We start from the raw sequence: 14,391 nt of genomic DNA, 5'->3' as shown, positions 1-14,391 counted from the left end.
CCCTCGGGCGACGCTACGGACGGCGGTTCGGGCCCCGCTCCGGGCGGGGGTTCGGCAAGGCGTGCCGCGGCGCCCGGCCGGTCGATGCGTGACCGGTCGGGCACCGCGCTCGTTGGACCGCGCGTACGGGACCGTCCGTACGCGTCCTTCGAGACCTCGGGAGCCCGTCGTGCGGACGTACCTCCTCCGGGCCGTCGCCCGTTTCGCCCGGCAGCTGGCGCTGACCTCGCCGCTGCCGTTCCCCGTCCTGCCGGGTGCCCTGCCGGGCGTTCTCTCGGGCACCCTGCCGGGTGTGGTGCCGGGTGCCCTACCGCCGGGTGACGCCCAGCGCCGGTAGCACCGTCTCGGCGACCCGGTGGGCCTCCTCCAGCAGCGGGTTGCCGGAGAGGATGAAGGTGTCCACGCCGAGCGACTCGAACTCCTGGAGCCGCTCGATCACCTGGGCCGTCGAGCCGACGACGGCGGTGCCCGGGCCGGGACGGAACAGGCTCATCCCGGGCCAGAGGTTGGGGTACACCTCCAGCTCCCGCGCCCGGGCGGGCACCTTGCCGCCGTGCTGGCGGAACTGCCGCTGCCAGCCGACCCCGTCCTCCCCGCGCACGCCGCCGAGCTGACGGGCGTAGGTGGCCTCGCTGGTGACGTCGAGCAGCCGGTCGGCGGCGGCCCAGGCCTCGTCCTCGGTGTCGCGGACGATCAGGTGCAGCCGCAGTCCGATCCGCAGGCTGCGGCCGTGCGCGGCGGCCCGCTCACGGACCAGGTCGAGCTTCTCCTTCAGCTGCTGCGGCGGCTCGCCCCAGGTGAGGTAGACGTCGACGTGCTCGGCGGCCATCTCGATGCCGGCCGCCGAACTGCCGCCGAACCAGAGCGGGATGCCGCCCGGCTGCACCGGCGCGAGTTCGCGCAGGCTCGCCCCGGCGTTCCGCAGATCGTAGAACTCTCCCTTGTGGTCGAAGACCTCGCCGGCGGTGAGGCGCTTGACGATCGACCAGTACTCGGCGCTGAGGCGGTAGCGGTCGTCGTGCTCGACGTGCAGGCCGTACTCGCGCAGTTGTTCGGTGGAGCCGTTGACCACGTTGAAGCGCAGCCGTCCGCCGTGCAGGTGGTCGAAGCTGAGCGCCATCTTGGCCAGCAGGGTGGGCGCGATCAGCCCGGGGTGGACGGCCAGCAGCGGCTTGAACGCCGGGGTGGTGGCGGCGGCCAGGGCGTTGCCGAGGTCCCACACGTCGTAGAGGTCGGTCGCCAGCAGCGCGCCTGTGTAGCCCAGGCGCTCGACGCTGCCGGCGAGTTGCTGCAGGTAGCGGAGGTCGACCGGGCGACGTCCGGCCGGCTCCCAGGGGTAGTGGCCCTCGCGCGGGATGATGTACCAGAGGATTTCGGAGGCCATCGGTCAGACCGCCTCGGTGACGGTTCCGGCGGCAGCGGCAGCGGCGACGGTCACGGCCGCGGCCACCGGGGCCTCCAGCGCGGGCAGGTGGGCGTCGGCGACCGTCACCGCGCGGTCGATGAACCCGACCCGGTGGAAGATGTCGGCCGCCTCCTGCTGCTCGGCGACAAACGCGGCGGTCGCCGGCTCCAGCCGCCACGGCAGCCCGGCCAGCGCCGTCCGCCAGTCCTCGGCGCTGCCGCCCAGGTCCTCGGCGGCGATCGCGGCGGCCTCCGACAGGTGCCCGGCCACCCAGGCGTCCGCGCGGCGCAGGGCGGTGGCGATCGCGGCGACGACCTCGGGGCGGTCGGCCGCGAAGCCCCGGCGGGTGAAGAACACCGAGCGGTCGGTGATCACGTCACCGGTGCGGACCAGTTCGCGGAACCCGCCGTCCCGCCGGGCGGCGGCCAGCTCGGCTCCCTGGGCGATCCAGCCGACGATCTCGCCCTCGCGCAGCCGCCGGGCCTGGTCCTCGCCGGCGACCGGGCGGACGGCGGTGACGTCGGTGGCGTAGGAGAGGCCCTCGGCGTGCAGGGCCTTGGCGAGCAGGTGGGTCTGCCAGGAGCCGATGGCGAGGACGACGGTGCCGCCCTTGAGGTCGGCGACCGTCCGCACCGGGCCGTCGGCGCGCACCAGCAGGGCGCCGTGGTCCGGGCGGGGCGCGGAGACCGCCGCGTAGACGAGGTCGTGTCCGGCGGCCTGGGCGGTGACCGGAGGGGTGGAGCCGGTGCCGCCGAAGTCGATGGTGCCGTCGGCGAGGAGCTCGCCGGTGCGGGTGCCGTCGCTGTAGCGGTGGAACGCTCCGGTCTCGCCGAGCGGGGCCAACTCCTCGTCCAGGTAGTCGAGTCGGGAGAGGTAGTAGAGCGAGGGGTTGCTGGCGTGGACGCCGAGGGTGATGGCCATGGGGATCAACTCCTGTGGTGCGGGCGGTCGGACGAATCGGGGGGGTCGGCTGGTTCGCGGGGTTCGTGCGGTTCGCGGGGTGGACGGTCGGAGGGGTCAGTGGACGCCGAGGTCGGCGAGCAGGCGGCGGCGCAGATCGGCGAAGGCCGGATCGGCCGGGTCGCGCGGGCGCTCGACCGTGACGCGTTCGTCGCGCACCAGGGCGCCGGCCCGGAGCACGGCGACCCGGTCGGCGAGCCGCACGGCCTCGTCCACGTCGTGGGTGACCAGCAGGACGGCCGGCCGGTGGCGGCGGACCAGGTCGCCCACGAGGTCCTGCATGCGCAGCCGGGTGAGCGCGTCCAGTGCGGCGAACGGCTCATCCAGAAGAAGAAGTTGGGGCTCGCGGACGAGTGCCCGGGCGAGCGCCGCCCGCTGTGCCTCGCCGCCGGACAGGGTGGCCGGCCAGGCGTCGGCGTGCCGGTCGAGGCCTACCTCGGCGAGCGCCTTGAGCCCGGTCTCCCGAGTGGCGGCGCCACGCGGCAGCCCGACCGTGACGTTGGCGAGCACCCGCTTCGAGGGGACCAGCCGGGGCTCCTGGAAGACGACGGTACGCACCGGCGGCACCAGGACGGTGCCGGCGTCGGCCCGGTCCAGGGCGCCGAGGATGCGCAGCAGGGTGGTCTTGCCGGTGCCACTGGCGCCGAGCAGGGCGACGAACTCGCCGCGGTCGATGGAGAGGTCGACGCCGTCGAGGACGGCCCGGGTGCCGAACACCCGTCGCAGGCCGCGCAGATGGACGGCGGGTACGGGTGCGGGCACGGGGCTCTCGGGCGCTTCCGGGTCACCGGGCGCCGAGGTGGCGGCGGGTGAGGTGGCGGGCACAGTGACGGGTGCGGTGACGGGTGCGGTGTTCATCGGGCGGCTCCGTGGACGGCCTTGCGCCAGGGCATCAGGAACCGCTCCAGGAGGCGGACGACGCCGTCGGCGGTGAGTCCCAGCAGTCCGTAGATCAGGATGCAGACGGCGAGGACGTCGGTGCGGGAGTAGTTCTGCGCCTGGGCCATCAAGTACCCGATACCTTCGGTGGAGTTGATCTCCTCGGCAGCGATCAGCGCGATCACGCTGAGCGTCATGGACAGCCGCAGCCCGGAGAGCAGCGCCGGCAGGGCGCCGGGCAGGACCACGGTGCGTACGATCGCCCAGCGGCCGAGGCCGAAGCTGCGCATCGCCTCGATGAGCTTGCGGTCGGTGTTCCGGACGCCGCCGGAGGTCGACACGTACATCGGGAAGCTGGTGGCGACGCCGATCAGCGCGACCTTGGCGGTCTCGGTGATGCCGAACCAGACCATGAACAGCGGGACGAGCGCGAGGAAGGGGACGGTGCGCAGCACCTGCACGGCGGAGTCCAGCAGCTCCTCGCCGAGGCGGAAGAAGCCGGTCACGACGCCGAGCACCAGGCCGGTGGTGGCGCCGATCAGCAGGCCGAGGCCGGCCCGGGTGAGCGAGACCGCGAGGGCGTCGGCGAGTTGGCCGTTGCCCCACAGTTCACCGACCGCCTCGGCGACCTGGGCGGGCGAGGCCAGCACGTCCTGGGTGAGGGCGCCGGTCGCGGAGGCGAGGGCCCAGCCGCCGAGCAGGGCGAGCGGACCGAGGGTGCGCAGGATGAGGGCGAGCGCCCGGGGGCGCGGTGCCTGGATCCGGGTACGGGGCTCGACCAGGCCGGCCGCGCGGGCGGCGGCAGTGCCGCGGTCGGCGCCTTCCCCGGCGGCCGTGGTGCTCAAGAGGTCGTTGGTGGTGCTCACTTGGCACCGGTCCCGAGCTTGTCGACGTCGATCAGGTAGGGCTTGACGTCGACCAGCTGCTTGGTGACCTTCTGGTCGGCGAAGAAGGCGGCGACGGTGCCGAACCGGGTGATGTCGGCCTCGCCGATGGGGCCGGCGGCGGCGCCCTGCCGGGAGACCTCGATCGCTACGCCCTTCTCGGCCGGCGTGACGGCGGTCGGCCCGGAGTCGGTGAACACGTTCAGGTAGGCGGCCGGGTCGGCCTTCTCCTTGAGGCCGTTCTCACGCAGGTAGTCATAGAAGGCCCTGACCACCTCGGGGTGCTTGTCCGCGAAGGCGTTGCGCACGGCCCAGACGGCATAGTTGTCGGAGCCGACCTCCTTGCCGTTGACCAGGAAGTGGGCGCCGGAGTTGGCGATCGACGGGGTGGAGAAGGTGTTCCAGGTCGCCCAGGCGTCGACCTGGCCGGAGTTGAAGACGCCCGAGGTCTGGTCGGCCCGCAGGTAGACCCGCTCGACCTTGTCCGCCGGGACGCCGTTCTTCTCCAGGGCCTTGAGCAGCAGGTACTCGCTGGTGCCGCCCTGGCTGACGGCGACCTTGCGGCCGGCGAGGTCCTGCACGCTCTTGATCGGTGAGTCGTTCTTCACCAGGATGCCCTCGCCGACGCCGTCGGGGGCGGTCTGGGCGAACAGCTTGAAGCCGGGCTTCTGGGCGAGCGCGGCGACGGCGGAGGTGATCGAGCCCTGGGCGACGTCGAGTTGGTCGGCGGAGAGCGCCTGGGCGGCGGGCGCGAACGGGCCGGCGCTTCCGGTCCAGGCGACCTTGGCGTGGACGGTGGCCAGTGCCCGGTCCAGCGAGCCGTCCTTCTTGCCGAGGGCGAGGAAGCCGTTGTTACCGGGGTCGGGCACCCGGAGCACCACCTCGGCCTTGCCACCGTCGGCGGAGGCCTTGGCCCCGTCGGTGGACGAGCCGCAGGCGGCCAGGGCGGTGGTGGCGAGCAGTGCGGTGGCGGCGAGGGCGAGGCGGGAGGGGTTCACGGGGTCGACTCCTGAGGACGGGGTGGGCGCGTGGCGGGGCGGGCGAATGACGGGTGGCGGTTGACGGCTGACAGATTTCAGATGACAGATAACAGATGACGAAATCTGTCAGCTGTCATTTGTCAGTCGCCGTGCGTGCGCCCTTCGGCGCGGCGGGCGGCGAGCAGGGCGCGGGCGGCGCGCAGGGGTTCGGGGTCGGTCCAGGCGTGGACGTCGACCGGGCCGGCCAGGAATCCGTGTCGCTCAAGGAAGCGTTCCTGCTGCTCCAGGAGGGCAAGCCGCTCCGCGGAGAGATCGAGGTGCAGAGTCCGGTGGCCGCCCCGGGCGTACGCGCCGGCGACGCCCTCCTCCCCCGCGCCGGTCTCGGCGCTGAGGATGCGCGCGACCTCCGCCGGGCGCCCGGCGGCCCAGTCCGCGGCCTCCAGCAGGACGGCCAGGAAGCGGGCCACCAGCTCCGGGTGCTCGTCGAGCAGCTGCTGGTGGACGGTGATCGGCCGGGGCGTGCCGTTGTTCACCCTGGCCCGCCGGTCCGGCGCCTCGTCCAGGTCGACGGCGATCTCCGCGCCGATCCGGCGGGCCGCCTCGACCGCGAGCGCGCCCTTCACATAGACCGCGTCCACGACGCCGTCGCGCAGCGCCGCCAGCTCCGCGGCCCACTGCCCGCCGTCCGGCACGGCCGGCACGTCCACCAACTCGGCGTCGTCGAGTGTGAGTCCGGCGAGCGAGAGTGCGCCGTGCAGGCCGGCCAGGGCCATCGCCCGCCAGAAGTCGATCGCGATCCCATGTCGTGGGACGGCGAGCCTGCGGCCGCGCAGCTGTGCGGCGCCGGTGATACCGCTGCCCGCCCGAACCAGGACGACCTGGCGCTCCTCGATCCAGGTGAGCCCGATCAGCCTGGTCCGCTCGCCGCGCGAACGGGCCCAGAGCGCCGGAACGTTGCCGCCCTCGCGGAACAGCCCGGTCAGGGCGTGGGTGTAGTGGTGGTCGGCGGCCACCTCCGGCGGCACGTCCTGGAGCGAGCGGACGGCGATGCCGTCAGCGGCGAACTCCCGGCCGAGCCAGCCCTGGTCGGCCGCGACGCCGGTCGCGGTGGGCACCGGGCAGCGGGTGAACCAGAGGGTGTCGGGCGCCTCGGGGGTGGACGCGGTCGGCGCGGCGGCGGTGGGGCTGTCGTGGCTGGGCACGGTGGGCGGGTCCTCTGCGGCAGGGTGCGGGCGAACGCGGCGGGGCGCGGCGCGGCACGGGTCACCAGGCGTGGTGGGGCGGGAAGTCCGAGGGGTGGTCGGCGCGGACGGAAGCGGCGCGTCAGCGACAACAGACGCAGGGGGCGGGGCACCGGCGGTTCGTCACGGCGCTGCTCCTTCCTGCGGGTCGGGGCGCGGTGGACGGGGCTCGCCCGGTGCGCTGAGCCGAGCGTTCCACGGCGGACCGGCAGCGGACAAGGGTTTGCCACATCATGGGATCGGTTGTTCATGAACGGCATACTTTTGCAACGCCGTTGACACATTCCCGCAGCACCCGCTGCCATAGTCTGGGAGCGACTCCGGTGAACCGGCCGGAGCCAAGGACAGAACGAGAGGTGCCATGGCCGAGGCCGTCACCGCCGTCCAGAGCCCGCCGGCCGGCGCCCAGGCCGTTCAACGGGCCCTCGGGTTGCTGCACTGCTTCCACGACAACGGCCCCGATCTGAGCGCCTCGGACCTGGCCCGCCGGATGGGCCTGTCGGTCTCCACCGCGCACCGGCTGGCCCGCACCCTGGTCAGCGCCGGGTTCCTGGAGCAGGACGAGCACACGGCCCGCTACCGGCTCGGCCCGGCCGTCGCCGAGCTGGGCCAACTGAGCTTCCACCAGCGGGGCCTGCACCTGGCCGCACCCGAGCTCGACCTGCTGTCGCGCCGCACCGGCGCCGCGGCCGACCTGGCGATCCGCAGCGGCCCGCACGCGGTGATCCTGGTCGGTGCCTCCGTCCGCCCGGACACCGGGCTGGGACTGCGCCGCCCCCTGCACTCGACGGCGCTCGGCAAGGTGCTGCTGGCCTGGCCGCGCCCGGGTGACGCCGGGGTCTCGACGCTGGGTCCGCTGCCGCCGTTCACCGACCGGACCATCACCGAACCGGAGCTCCTGGACGAGGAGTTGGAGCGGGTCCGGACGGCCGGCTACGCGCTGAACGACGGCGAGTCGGCGGCCGGCGTGCGCACGGTGGCGGTGCCGGTGCTGGACGGCGCCGGGCAGGCCCGTTTCGCGCTCGCCGTCCGCTCCACGCCCGCCCACCTCGCCGACGAGCGGCTGGACTGGTTCCTCGGGCACGCGCGGTCCTGCGCCGGCGCGCTCGCCGTCCTCCTGCTGCCGCCGGACCAGCGGATATGACGGTTCGTCACGAAAACGCAAAGGGCCGGGCGTTCACGGGAACGCCCGGCCCGGTGGACGCGGATCAGGCGACCGGGGTGTACTTGTAGCCGACCCGACGGACCGTCACGATGCTGTCGCGGTAGGCCACTCCGAGCTTGCGGCGCAGCCGGGCCACGTGCACGTCGACGGTACGGCCGTCACCGACGTGACCGTAGCCCCAGACGGCGGAGACCAGGTGGTCGCGGGTGTGCACCCGCTGCGGGTGCTCGGTCAGGTGGGCGAGCAGCTCGAACTCCAGGTAGGTGAGATCGAGCAGCCGCCCGTCCACATAGGCGTTGCGGCGCTCCACGTCGACGGCGATGCCGCGGCCGGCGGGCCGTACCGGACGGACCGGAGCCCCCGCGCCGAACGAACCGGCACCGAGCGGACCGGTACCGAGCGGACCCGGGGCGGACGGGCCGGGGACGGACGAGCCGGTCGCGATGGCCGGGACGGGGGTCGGGGTCGGGGTCGGAGTCGAAACCGGGGCCGAAGCCGAAGCCGAGGACGGGGTCCCGATCGACGCGACCGGGAAGCCGGTCGGCGCCGTCCCGCCCGCCGGGGCGGCGCCGGCCTGGGCCGGGACCAGCACCAGGTAGCCGACCATCGGCTGTCCGGCCGAGGCGCCGAACTGCGCCCCGTACTGGGCAAGGAGGGCCTGCGGCAGCGAGCCCTGCGGCAGCGCGGCGACGACCGCCGCGCCCTCCGGGAGCGCCGCGAGCAGCGTCTGCGGCGGCAGCGCCGGCACGGCCTGGGTCGCGCCGGGCACCACCGGGGAGACGGCCGGACCCGCCGCGGCGGGCGGGACGGCCCCGGGCTGACCGGCCGCCGGGCGCTGCGGGCCGGGCCCGCCGTGCCGGCGTTCGGGGTTCGAGGGGACGGAGCGGACCGCGCGCAGGTGCGGGGTCGCGGAGGGGAGGTGGAGGGTGGCGGTGGAAGGGGTGGACATGATGCCGCTCATTTCGCGCGTGACGGACGGGGTGGAGTCGTCTGCGCGTCGACCGGGCGTACTGCCGAGGACTGACCCTGGGTCAGCGGAAGGAGTGCCGGGACGCGCTGGGCGAGCCGGGACATGTCTGGTCGAACAGGTGCGGCTGCCGGGACGGCCAGAACGGCTCGAGGTCGACGTACCGACCTCTTCCTCCGTCCGCGGCGTGCTTCCCGCGCCGATCCGACCGGGTGGACCCCGCGCCGCCGCCGGTCGCCCCGACCACCCCTGCCGTCCCGATGGCGGCGCGGGCGGCGACGCCGACGGTGACGGTGGTGGCGGGGTGACGGGTGGTGCTGGCGAGGTTCACTGGTGCTCTCCGCTGAGCGGGCAGGGACGACGGCGGCTCACCGGACGGCTGTCCGGTGCTGCCGGGTCGACGGTGCGAGGGGCCGCCGGTTCCGCCGGGCCCGGACGGGCGACCCGGACGGGCCGTACCGGACGGGAGGGCTCCCCGGGCGGTGGGCGGCGGCGACGGTGACGTGGACGGCGAAGGGTGGCGACGTCAGCGACAGCAGGCGCTGCAGATGAGCGCGTGGTCGATGTACCGCCGAACGGTCAGCGCCGGAGTGACCGGGAGGGGGAGAACCAGGGAGGCGGACACGGACACGGCACGTCGCTGCTCGACGTTCACGGTACGGTCCTCCCCCCACTGGTCTCGGTGCGCCGGCACGTCCCTGTGTCGTGCCGCGGCGCTCGTGCCCGACGCACTCGGTGCGCGGCACATTGGCGGCACCCCGGCAACGGGCCGGGCGGCCTCCGTCCACAGAGCCTTCCACGCCGGGCCGGTCAAGGCAACCTGCCTGACACCGATCGTCCGGCATGTGAACACGGAAATGAGACGCTGACGCGGCGCCACCCACCGCGGCGGGCACCGGGGCCCGGTCCCGGCGGCCTGCCGAACCGTCGGCTCAGACCGCGGCCGGCGCTCCCCGGCGGCGGTCGGCGGCGTGCTCGACCAGTGCCACCAGCAGTTCCTTGCCGTCCTCGCGCAGCCGGGCGTCGCAGAGGATCACCGGGATGCCCGGGTCCAGGTCGAGCGCGTCCCGGACCTCCTCCGGGGAGAAGACCTCGCTGCCGTCGAAGCAGTTCACGGCCACCAGGAAGGGGATGCCCCGCTGCTCGAAGAAGTCCACCGAGGGGAAGCAGTCCGCCAGCCGCCGGGTGTCGGCCAGCACCACCGCGCCGAGCGCGCCCCGGGCCAGCTCGTCCCAGACGAACCAGAACCGGTCCTGGCCGGGCGTGCCGAACAGGTAGAGGGCGAGCCCGGGCCGTACGTCGATCCGGCCGAAGTCCATCGCCACCGTGGTGGTGCGCTTGGCCTCCACCCCCGCCGTGTCGTCCACCGGCCGGCCCAGCTCGCTGAGCTCCTCCTCGGTACGCAGCGGGCGGATCTCGCTGACCGCGCCGACCAGGGTGGTCTTGCCCGCGCCGAAGCCGCCGGCCACCAGGATCTTCACCGCGACCGCCGGGCCGCCCCGCCAGCGCGGGTCGTTCGCCCGATCGCCGGACCCGCCGCCGGCCCGGTCGTGGGCGGGCGGCACCGGGGCGGCGGCGGTCGCGGTCGGGTCAGAGCGCACGGAGTCCATTGATCACGTCTCGCAGCAGGCGCTCGTCCGGCAGCTCGGCGAGCGGAACGGGTCGGGTGACGCTGATCAGATCGGCGTCGTAGAGGTCGCCGAGCAGGACGCGTACGACGCTGACCGGCAGGTCGGTGTACGAGCCGAGCTCGGCCACGGAGATCGGCTCCCGGCGGCACCAGGCCAGGATGGTCTGGTGCTCCGGGTCGAGCACGTGGGCGGGCACGGCGCCCGTGACCGGCCCGGGGTCCTTGGCGGTGATCAGCGAGATCAGGTCGAACAGGCCGTCCTCGACCGGCCGGGTGCGGCCGCGGGTCATCGAGTACAGCCGCACCACCGGGCCGGCGTCGTCGTCGAACCAGCGGTCGTCGACCGGGGTCCGCGCCCGGAACAGGTCGACCTCGGGCCCGTCCGCGCCGGGCCCGTCCGCGCCGGAGGCGGCCCCGGCGGAGGCGTCGTCCGGCGCGCGGTCGCCCGGTCCCCGGCCCTCCGCTCCCGGTTCCGGATCCCGAGGCACCGGTATCGGCTCCTCGTCCGCCATCGGACCGCTCATCTCCCGGGCGGGGCCACGTCGGCGCGCGGCTCGGCGGCCAGGTGCTCGCCGACCCGCTTGACCAGCAGGGCCATCTCGTAGGCGATCTGGCCGATGTCCGCCTCGGCCTCGCTCAGCACCGCCAGGCAGCTGCCGTCGCCGGCCGCGGTGATGAACAGGAAGGCCTCGTCCAGCTCGACCATGGTCTGGCGCACGCCGCCGACCTTGAAGTGCCCGCCGGCGCCCTTCGCCAGGCTGTGGAAGCCGGCCGCGACGGCGGCCAGGTGCTCGGCGTCCTCCCGGTCGAGGTCACGGGAGGCGCCGGTGGCCAGGCCGTCGCTGGAGAGGATCACCGCGTGCCGCAGCGCGGCGACGCGTCCGACCAGGTCGTCCAGGAGCCAGTTGAGGTCTCCGGGCGACTGCGTCGAAGTGGTCATGAGTCTGTTCCTTCCGCTGGAGCGGGTGGTGCGGGTCGTGCCGGTGGTGCGGGTGCTGCTCGGTCGTACAGGTCGTACGGGTCATGCGGGTGGTACGGGTCGTGCATGGTCGACGGGGTGGAGCGGGTCAGACCGGTGGTGCCGGTGGTGCCGTGCCTTCGGACGGCCCGTCGGACAACGGACCGGCGGGTGCGTCCGGTTCCGCCGTGACGCGCGGAGCGCGGACGAACCTGGTCGGCGGCGGGACGGGCGCGCGGCGGGCCAGCGGCGCCGGTTCGCCCCCGGCGGGGCCGGGCAGCGCCGCCGGGGCGGGTGCCGGACTGATCGCGCGGCGCCCCGGGTCCGGCGGCTGCCAGCCGGGGACGGGCCGCGGCGCCGGCGCCGGCCGGGGAGCCGCCGGGGTGCCGCTCGCGCCCCGGCCTCGGGTGAAGCCGCGCTGGAACGAGGCGAAGGTGGCCCGGGCCTCCTCCGGCGAACGCTCGCGCGCCGCCTCGGCGCCGCCGTCCGGACGGGCCTCGGCCGACGGGGCGGTAGCGGCCTCGGCCGCGCGCTCGCGCAGCTGCGGGGCGAGGCTCGCCTGCCGGACGCGGCGCGGCAGACCGCCCGACGAGGCGCCGGCGCACGACCCACCGGTACGTGGCGCGGCGTCAGACGCGGGCGAGGGAGCGGGCGCGGGAACGGACGAGGGCGAGGAGCCGTCACGCGGCGCCGAGGCCTCCGCGGCGGCGTCCGCCACCGCCGTGCCCCGCGCCTCGGCGCGCCGGTGCCGCCCGCTGCCCGGCCCGGCGGGCTCGCCGGCCGGTGCCGGGACGAGCACCGGCCCGCCGCCGCCCCGCGACCGGCGCGGCAGTCCACCGGGGGTGCGCGCCGGTTCGGGCGCCGAGGGACGCGGCCCCCCGCTGCCCCGGTGCCGCCCGCCCTCGCCGTCGGAGCCCGTCGAGCCATTGAATCCGTTGGAGCCGTTGGAGCCGTTCGACCCACTCGATCCGTTGGCCCCGCCGGAGGCCCGCGCAGCGCCCGGACCGCCCGCACCCGCCGTCCCGTCCGCGCCGAGCGCCGGCACCGCGACGAGGTCGCGCCGACCCGCCGCCGCCCGCCGTCCACCGGCGGCGCCCGCACCGGAACCCGCACCCGCACCGGAAGCGGCCCCGACGCCCGTACCTCCCGCGGGCGGCGGCTCCGGCAGCCCGTCCGGCGCCTCCGCCAGCAGCTCGCGCGGTATCAGCACCACCGCCGTGGTCCCGCCGTACGGCGAGGGCCTCAGGTGCACCCGGATGCCGTGCCGCCGGGCCAGTCGGCTGACCACGAACAGGCCCAGCCGGTCGGTGTCGGCGAGGTCGAACTCCTGCTCCACGGTGAGGCGTTCGTTGATCCCGGCGAGCGCCTGCTCGCTCAGCCCGAGCCCGCGGTCGTCGATCTCCAGCGCGAAGCCGTGCGCCACCACCTCGCCCTGGACGGTGACCTGGGTGGCCGGCGGCGAGTAGACCGCCGCGTTCTCGACCAGTTCGGCGACCAGGTGGGTGACGTCCGCGACCGCGCTGCCGAGCAGTCCGGTGCCGGGGAACGGCCGGACGATCACCCGGGCGTAGTCCTCGACCTCGCCGACCGCCGCGCGGACCACGTCCACCATCCGCACCGGCTTGCGCCAGGCCCGGCCCGGCGAGCCGCCGGCCAGGATGATCAGGCCCTCGGCGTGCCGGCGCATGCGGGTGGTGAGGTGGTCGACCTTGAAGAGGTCCTCCAGCTCCGCCGGGTCCTCGGTGCGCCGTTCCATGGTGTCGAGCAGGGTCAGCTGGCGGTGCAGCAGCACCTGGCTGCGCCGCGCCAGGTTGACGAAGACCGCGGAGACGCCGCGCCGCAGTTCGGCCTGTTCGACGGCGGCCTCGACGGCGGCCCGCTGCACCGCGTTGATGGCCCGTCCGACCTGGCCGATCTCGGCAGGGCCGAACTCCAGCTCGGGGGCCTCGGTGGCGACGTCCACCGCTTCGCCCTTGCGCAGCCGCAGCATCACCGAGGGCAGGCGGGTGCCGGCCAGCTCGTTGGCGGCGTTGCGCAGGCCGATCAGCTCGCGGACCAGGCCCCGGCCGATCCGGTAGGAGATGAGGATCGAGAGCACCACCGCGACCAGGCCGATCACACCGGCGATGCCGCCGCGCCAGAGCAGGCCGATCGCGTACGAGTGGTCGCGGTCGTCGATGGTGCCGGCCAGCCGGGCGTTGATCGCCGCGAGGTCGCCGAGCGCGTGGTCGGCGGTCTTGCGCCAGTCGCCGCCGTTGATCGCCTGGACCACCCGCTCGGGGCCGCCCGCGCCGACGAAGTCCGCCTCGGCCCGGGCCAGCGAGGCCCAGGCCTCGCCGCCGCGCAGGGCGATGTAGTCGGCCTGGTCGACCGGGTCCAGCTCGGCGATGTAGACGGTGAACAGGGCCTGCTGGTTGTGCAGGGCGTCGAGCGCGACCTGGTACTGCTCAGGGGTGGGCCGGGAGGTCGCGGTGCGCAGGCCCTCCATCGCCGCGTCCTCCTGCGAGAGGTACTCGCGGGCGCGCACCAGCTCGGTCAGGATGGTCCCCTGCCGCGGGAGCTGGCCGCTCTGCCGGGCGACGAAGGCCGACCGGAAGGCGAAGGTGGGCTTGACCAGGTCGGTGTACTGGCCGAGCGCGAACTCCCAGTTGAGCGCGGCGCGGCCGACCTGCGCGCGCAGCGGGGGCAACTGGTCGGCGGCGGCGAGGATCTGCAGCAGCCGGCCGCGCTGGGACTCGTCGAGCCGGCCGCCGGCGGTGTCCTTCTTCTGCCGCAGCTGGGCGAGGTCCCGGTCGGTGGCGGCCTGGGCCTGCTCGAAGGCCTCGCGCGCGGTGCCCGAGGTCGGGTCGGCCAGCCGCTTGACGGCGGCCCGGCGTTCGCTCTGCAGGTCGTGCGCGTACTGGTCGACGGGGGTGCCGAACTCCTGGTACGTCCTGCTGAGGTCCAGTCGGCTCCAGACGTCTCCGGCGGTGGTGAGCGTCGCGTACGCCCAGAGGGCGGCGAGGGCGACGATGGGCACCAGGAGCAGCGCGATGATCTTCGCGCGGATCGAGCTGCTGCGCAGACGCATGGAGTCCTCGGTCGGGAAGTGCCAGGCGCGGACGGGGTGCGGGCGGCGGGGTCGGTGGGGGGGGCGTGGGGCGGCGCGGACGGACGGCGGGTTGGTACGGACCAAGTCCCGGTCCGGGGGTGGATCTCGGGGCGGACCGGGATGCCCCGGCCGCAGGTCTGCGAGACTCTACTACGCCCTGACCACTCGTTCGAGGGTCGAACCCGGCCTCTCTTCGCCCCGGCCCGGATCGTGTCCGGATCGGCACCGAGA

The 14,391-nt window shown here is 74.9% G+C and carries 13 protein-coding genes; 2 read left to right on the top strand and 11 right to left on the bottom strand.

The features are described 5' to 3' along the window. The first annotated feature begins 169 nt into the window (after positions 1-169). Complete coding sequence (locus ABZW10_RS17405) at positions 170-337, top strand: hypothetical protein (protein WP_355365809.1); 168 nt, start codon at positions 170-172, stop codon at positions 335-337. Here ABZW10_RS17405 and ABZW10_RS17400 read toward each other — a convergent pair. The 6 genes from ABZW10_RS17400 to ABZW10_RS17375 form a co-directional block, all read right to left on the bottom strand. Then, the gene (locus ABZW10_RS17400; RefSeq protein WP_355365807.1) at positions 308-1,384 is read right to left on the bottom strand and encodes an LLM class flavin-dependent oxidoreductase; all 1,077 of its coding nucleotides are present in this window, start codon (positions 1,382-1,384) and stop codon (positions 308-310) included. The genes ABZW10_RS17405 and ABZW10_RS17400 overlap by 30 nt on opposite strands. A gap of 3 nt (positions 1,385-1,387) precedes the next feature. Then, a complete protein-coding gene (locus ABZW10_RS17395; RefSeq protein WP_355365804.1) occupies positions 1,388-2,326 on the bottom strand; it encodes an ABC transporter substrate-binding protein in 939 nt (312 codons plus the stop codon). A 96-nt stretch (positions 2,327-2,422) separates the two neighbouring features. After that, positions 2,423-3,223 carry an ABC transporter ATP-binding protein gene (locus ABZW10_RS17390; RefSeq protein WP_355365801.1) on the bottom strand — a complete coding sequence of 267 codons (801 nt, stop codon included), beginning with the start codon at positions 3,221-3,223 and terminating at the stop codon, positions 2,423-2,425. Next, positions 3,220-4,026: an ABC transporter permease gene (locus ABZW10_RS17385; protein WP_355366051.1), complete on the bottom strand. Its 807-nt coding sequence runs from the start codon at positions 4,024-4,026 to the stop codon at positions 3,220-3,222. Before ABZW10_RS17385 ends, ABZW10_RS17390 begins: the two co-directional genes overlap by 4 nt. Positions 4,027-4,106: 80 nt before the next feature. Beyond that, a complete protein-coding gene (locus tag ABZW10_RS17380) occupies positions 4,107-5,126 on the bottom strand; it encodes an ABC transporter substrate-binding protein (protein ID WP_355365798.1) in 1,020 nt (339 codons plus the stop codon). Between the two features lie 122 nt (positions 5,127-5,248). Then, positions 5,249-6,310 (bottom strand): ABC transporter substrate-binding protein, encoded by a 1,062-nt coding sequence (locus ABZW10_RS17375; RefSeq protein ID WP_355365795.1) that lies wholly within the window; start codon positions 6,308-6,310, stop codon positions 5,249-5,251. A 400-nt stretch (positions 6,311-6,710) separates the two neighbouring features. Here ABZW10_RS17375 and ABZW10_RS17370 point away from each other — a divergent pair, with 400 nt between their 5' ends. After that, positions 6,711-7,493: an IclR family transcriptional regulator gene (locus ABZW10_RS17370; RefSeq protein WP_355365792.1), complete on the top strand. Its 783-nt coding sequence runs from the start codon at positions 6,711-6,713 to the stop codon at positions 7,491-7,493. 64 nt (positions 7,494-7,557) lie between these two features. On the opposite strand, the gene ABZW10_RS17365 is transcribed toward ABZW10_RS17370, so the two are convergent. The 5 genes from ABZW10_RS17365 to ABZW10_RS17345 form a co-directional block, all read right to left on the bottom strand. Beyond that, positions 7,558-8,121, bottom strand: coding sequence for a winged helix-turn-helix domain-containing protein (locus ABZW10_RS17365; RefSeq protein WP_355366048.1), 564 nt, complete (start codon positions 8,119-8,121; stop codon positions 7,558-7,560). A 1,292-nt stretch (positions 8,122-9,413) separates the two neighbouring features. Then, a complete protein-coding gene (locus tag ABZW10_RS17360) occupies positions 9,414-9,962 on the bottom strand; it encodes an ATP/GTP-binding protein (protein ID WP_355366045.1) in 549 nt (182 codons plus the stop codon). A 109-nt stretch (positions 9,963-10,071) separates the two neighbouring features. Next, positions 10,072-10,476 (bottom strand): DUF742 domain-containing protein, encoded by a 405-nt coding sequence (locus ABZW10_RS17355; protein ID WP_355366042.1) that lies wholly within the window; start codon positions 10,474-10,476, stop codon positions 10,072-10,074. Between the two features lie 155 nt (positions 10,477-10,631). After that, on the bottom strand, positions 10,632-11,051 hold the full coding sequence (locus ABZW10_RS17350; protein WP_350542745.1) for a roadblock/LC7 domain-containing protein: 420 nt from the start codon (positions 11,049-11,051) through the stop codon (positions 10,632-10,634). A 127-nt stretch (positions 11,052-11,178) separates the two neighbouring features. After that, the gene (locus tag ABZW10_RS17345) at positions 11,179-14,139 is read right to left on the bottom strand and encodes a nitrate- and nitrite sensing domain-containing protein (RefSeq protein WP_355365789.1); all 2,961 of its coding nucleotides are present in this window, start codon (positions 14,137-14,139) and stop codon (positions 11,179-11,181) included. Positions 14,140-14,391 lie beyond the last annotated feature (252 nt).

The organism is Kitasatospora sp. NPDC004723 (assembly GCF_040609255.1).
GTDB lineage: Bacteria > Actinomycetota > Actinomycetes > Streptomycetales > Streptomycetaceae > Kitasatospora.
This window is presented reverse-complemented; position numbering and strand designations above follow the sequence as displayed.

Excerpts from the sequence above, each read along its gene's own strand:
- ABZW10_RS17345 (WP_355365789.1), bottom strand. The coding sequence starts at position 14,139 with ATGCGTCTGCGCAGCAGCTCGATCCGCGCGAAGATCATCGCGCTGCTC.
- ABZW10_RS17370 (WP_355365792.1), top strand. The coding sequence starts at position 6,711 with ATGGCCGAGGCCGTCACCGCCGTCCAGAGCCCGCCGGCCGGCGCCCAG.
- ABZW10_RS17400 (WP_355365807.1), bottom strand. The coding sequence starts at position 1,384 with ATGGCCTCCGAAATCCTCTGGTACATCATCCCGCGCGAGGGCCACTAC.
- ABZW10_RS17390 (WP_355365801.1), bottom strand. The coding sequence starts at position 3,223 with ATGAACACCGCACCCGTCACCGCACCCGTCACTGTGCCCGCCACCTCA.
- ABZW10_RS17365 (WP_355366048.1), bottom strand. The coding sequence starts at position 8,121 with ATGGTCGGCTACCTGGTGCTGGTCCCGGCCCAGGCCGGCGCCGCCCCG.
- ABZW10_RS17350 (WP_350542745.1), bottom strand. The coding sequence starts at position 11,051 with ATGACCACTTCGACGCAGTCGCCCGGAGACCTCAACTGGCTCCTGGAC.
- ABZW10_RS17395 (WP_355365804.1), bottom strand. The coding sequence starts at position 2,326 with ATGGCCATCACCCTCGGCGTCCACGCCAGCAACCCCTCGCTCTACTAC.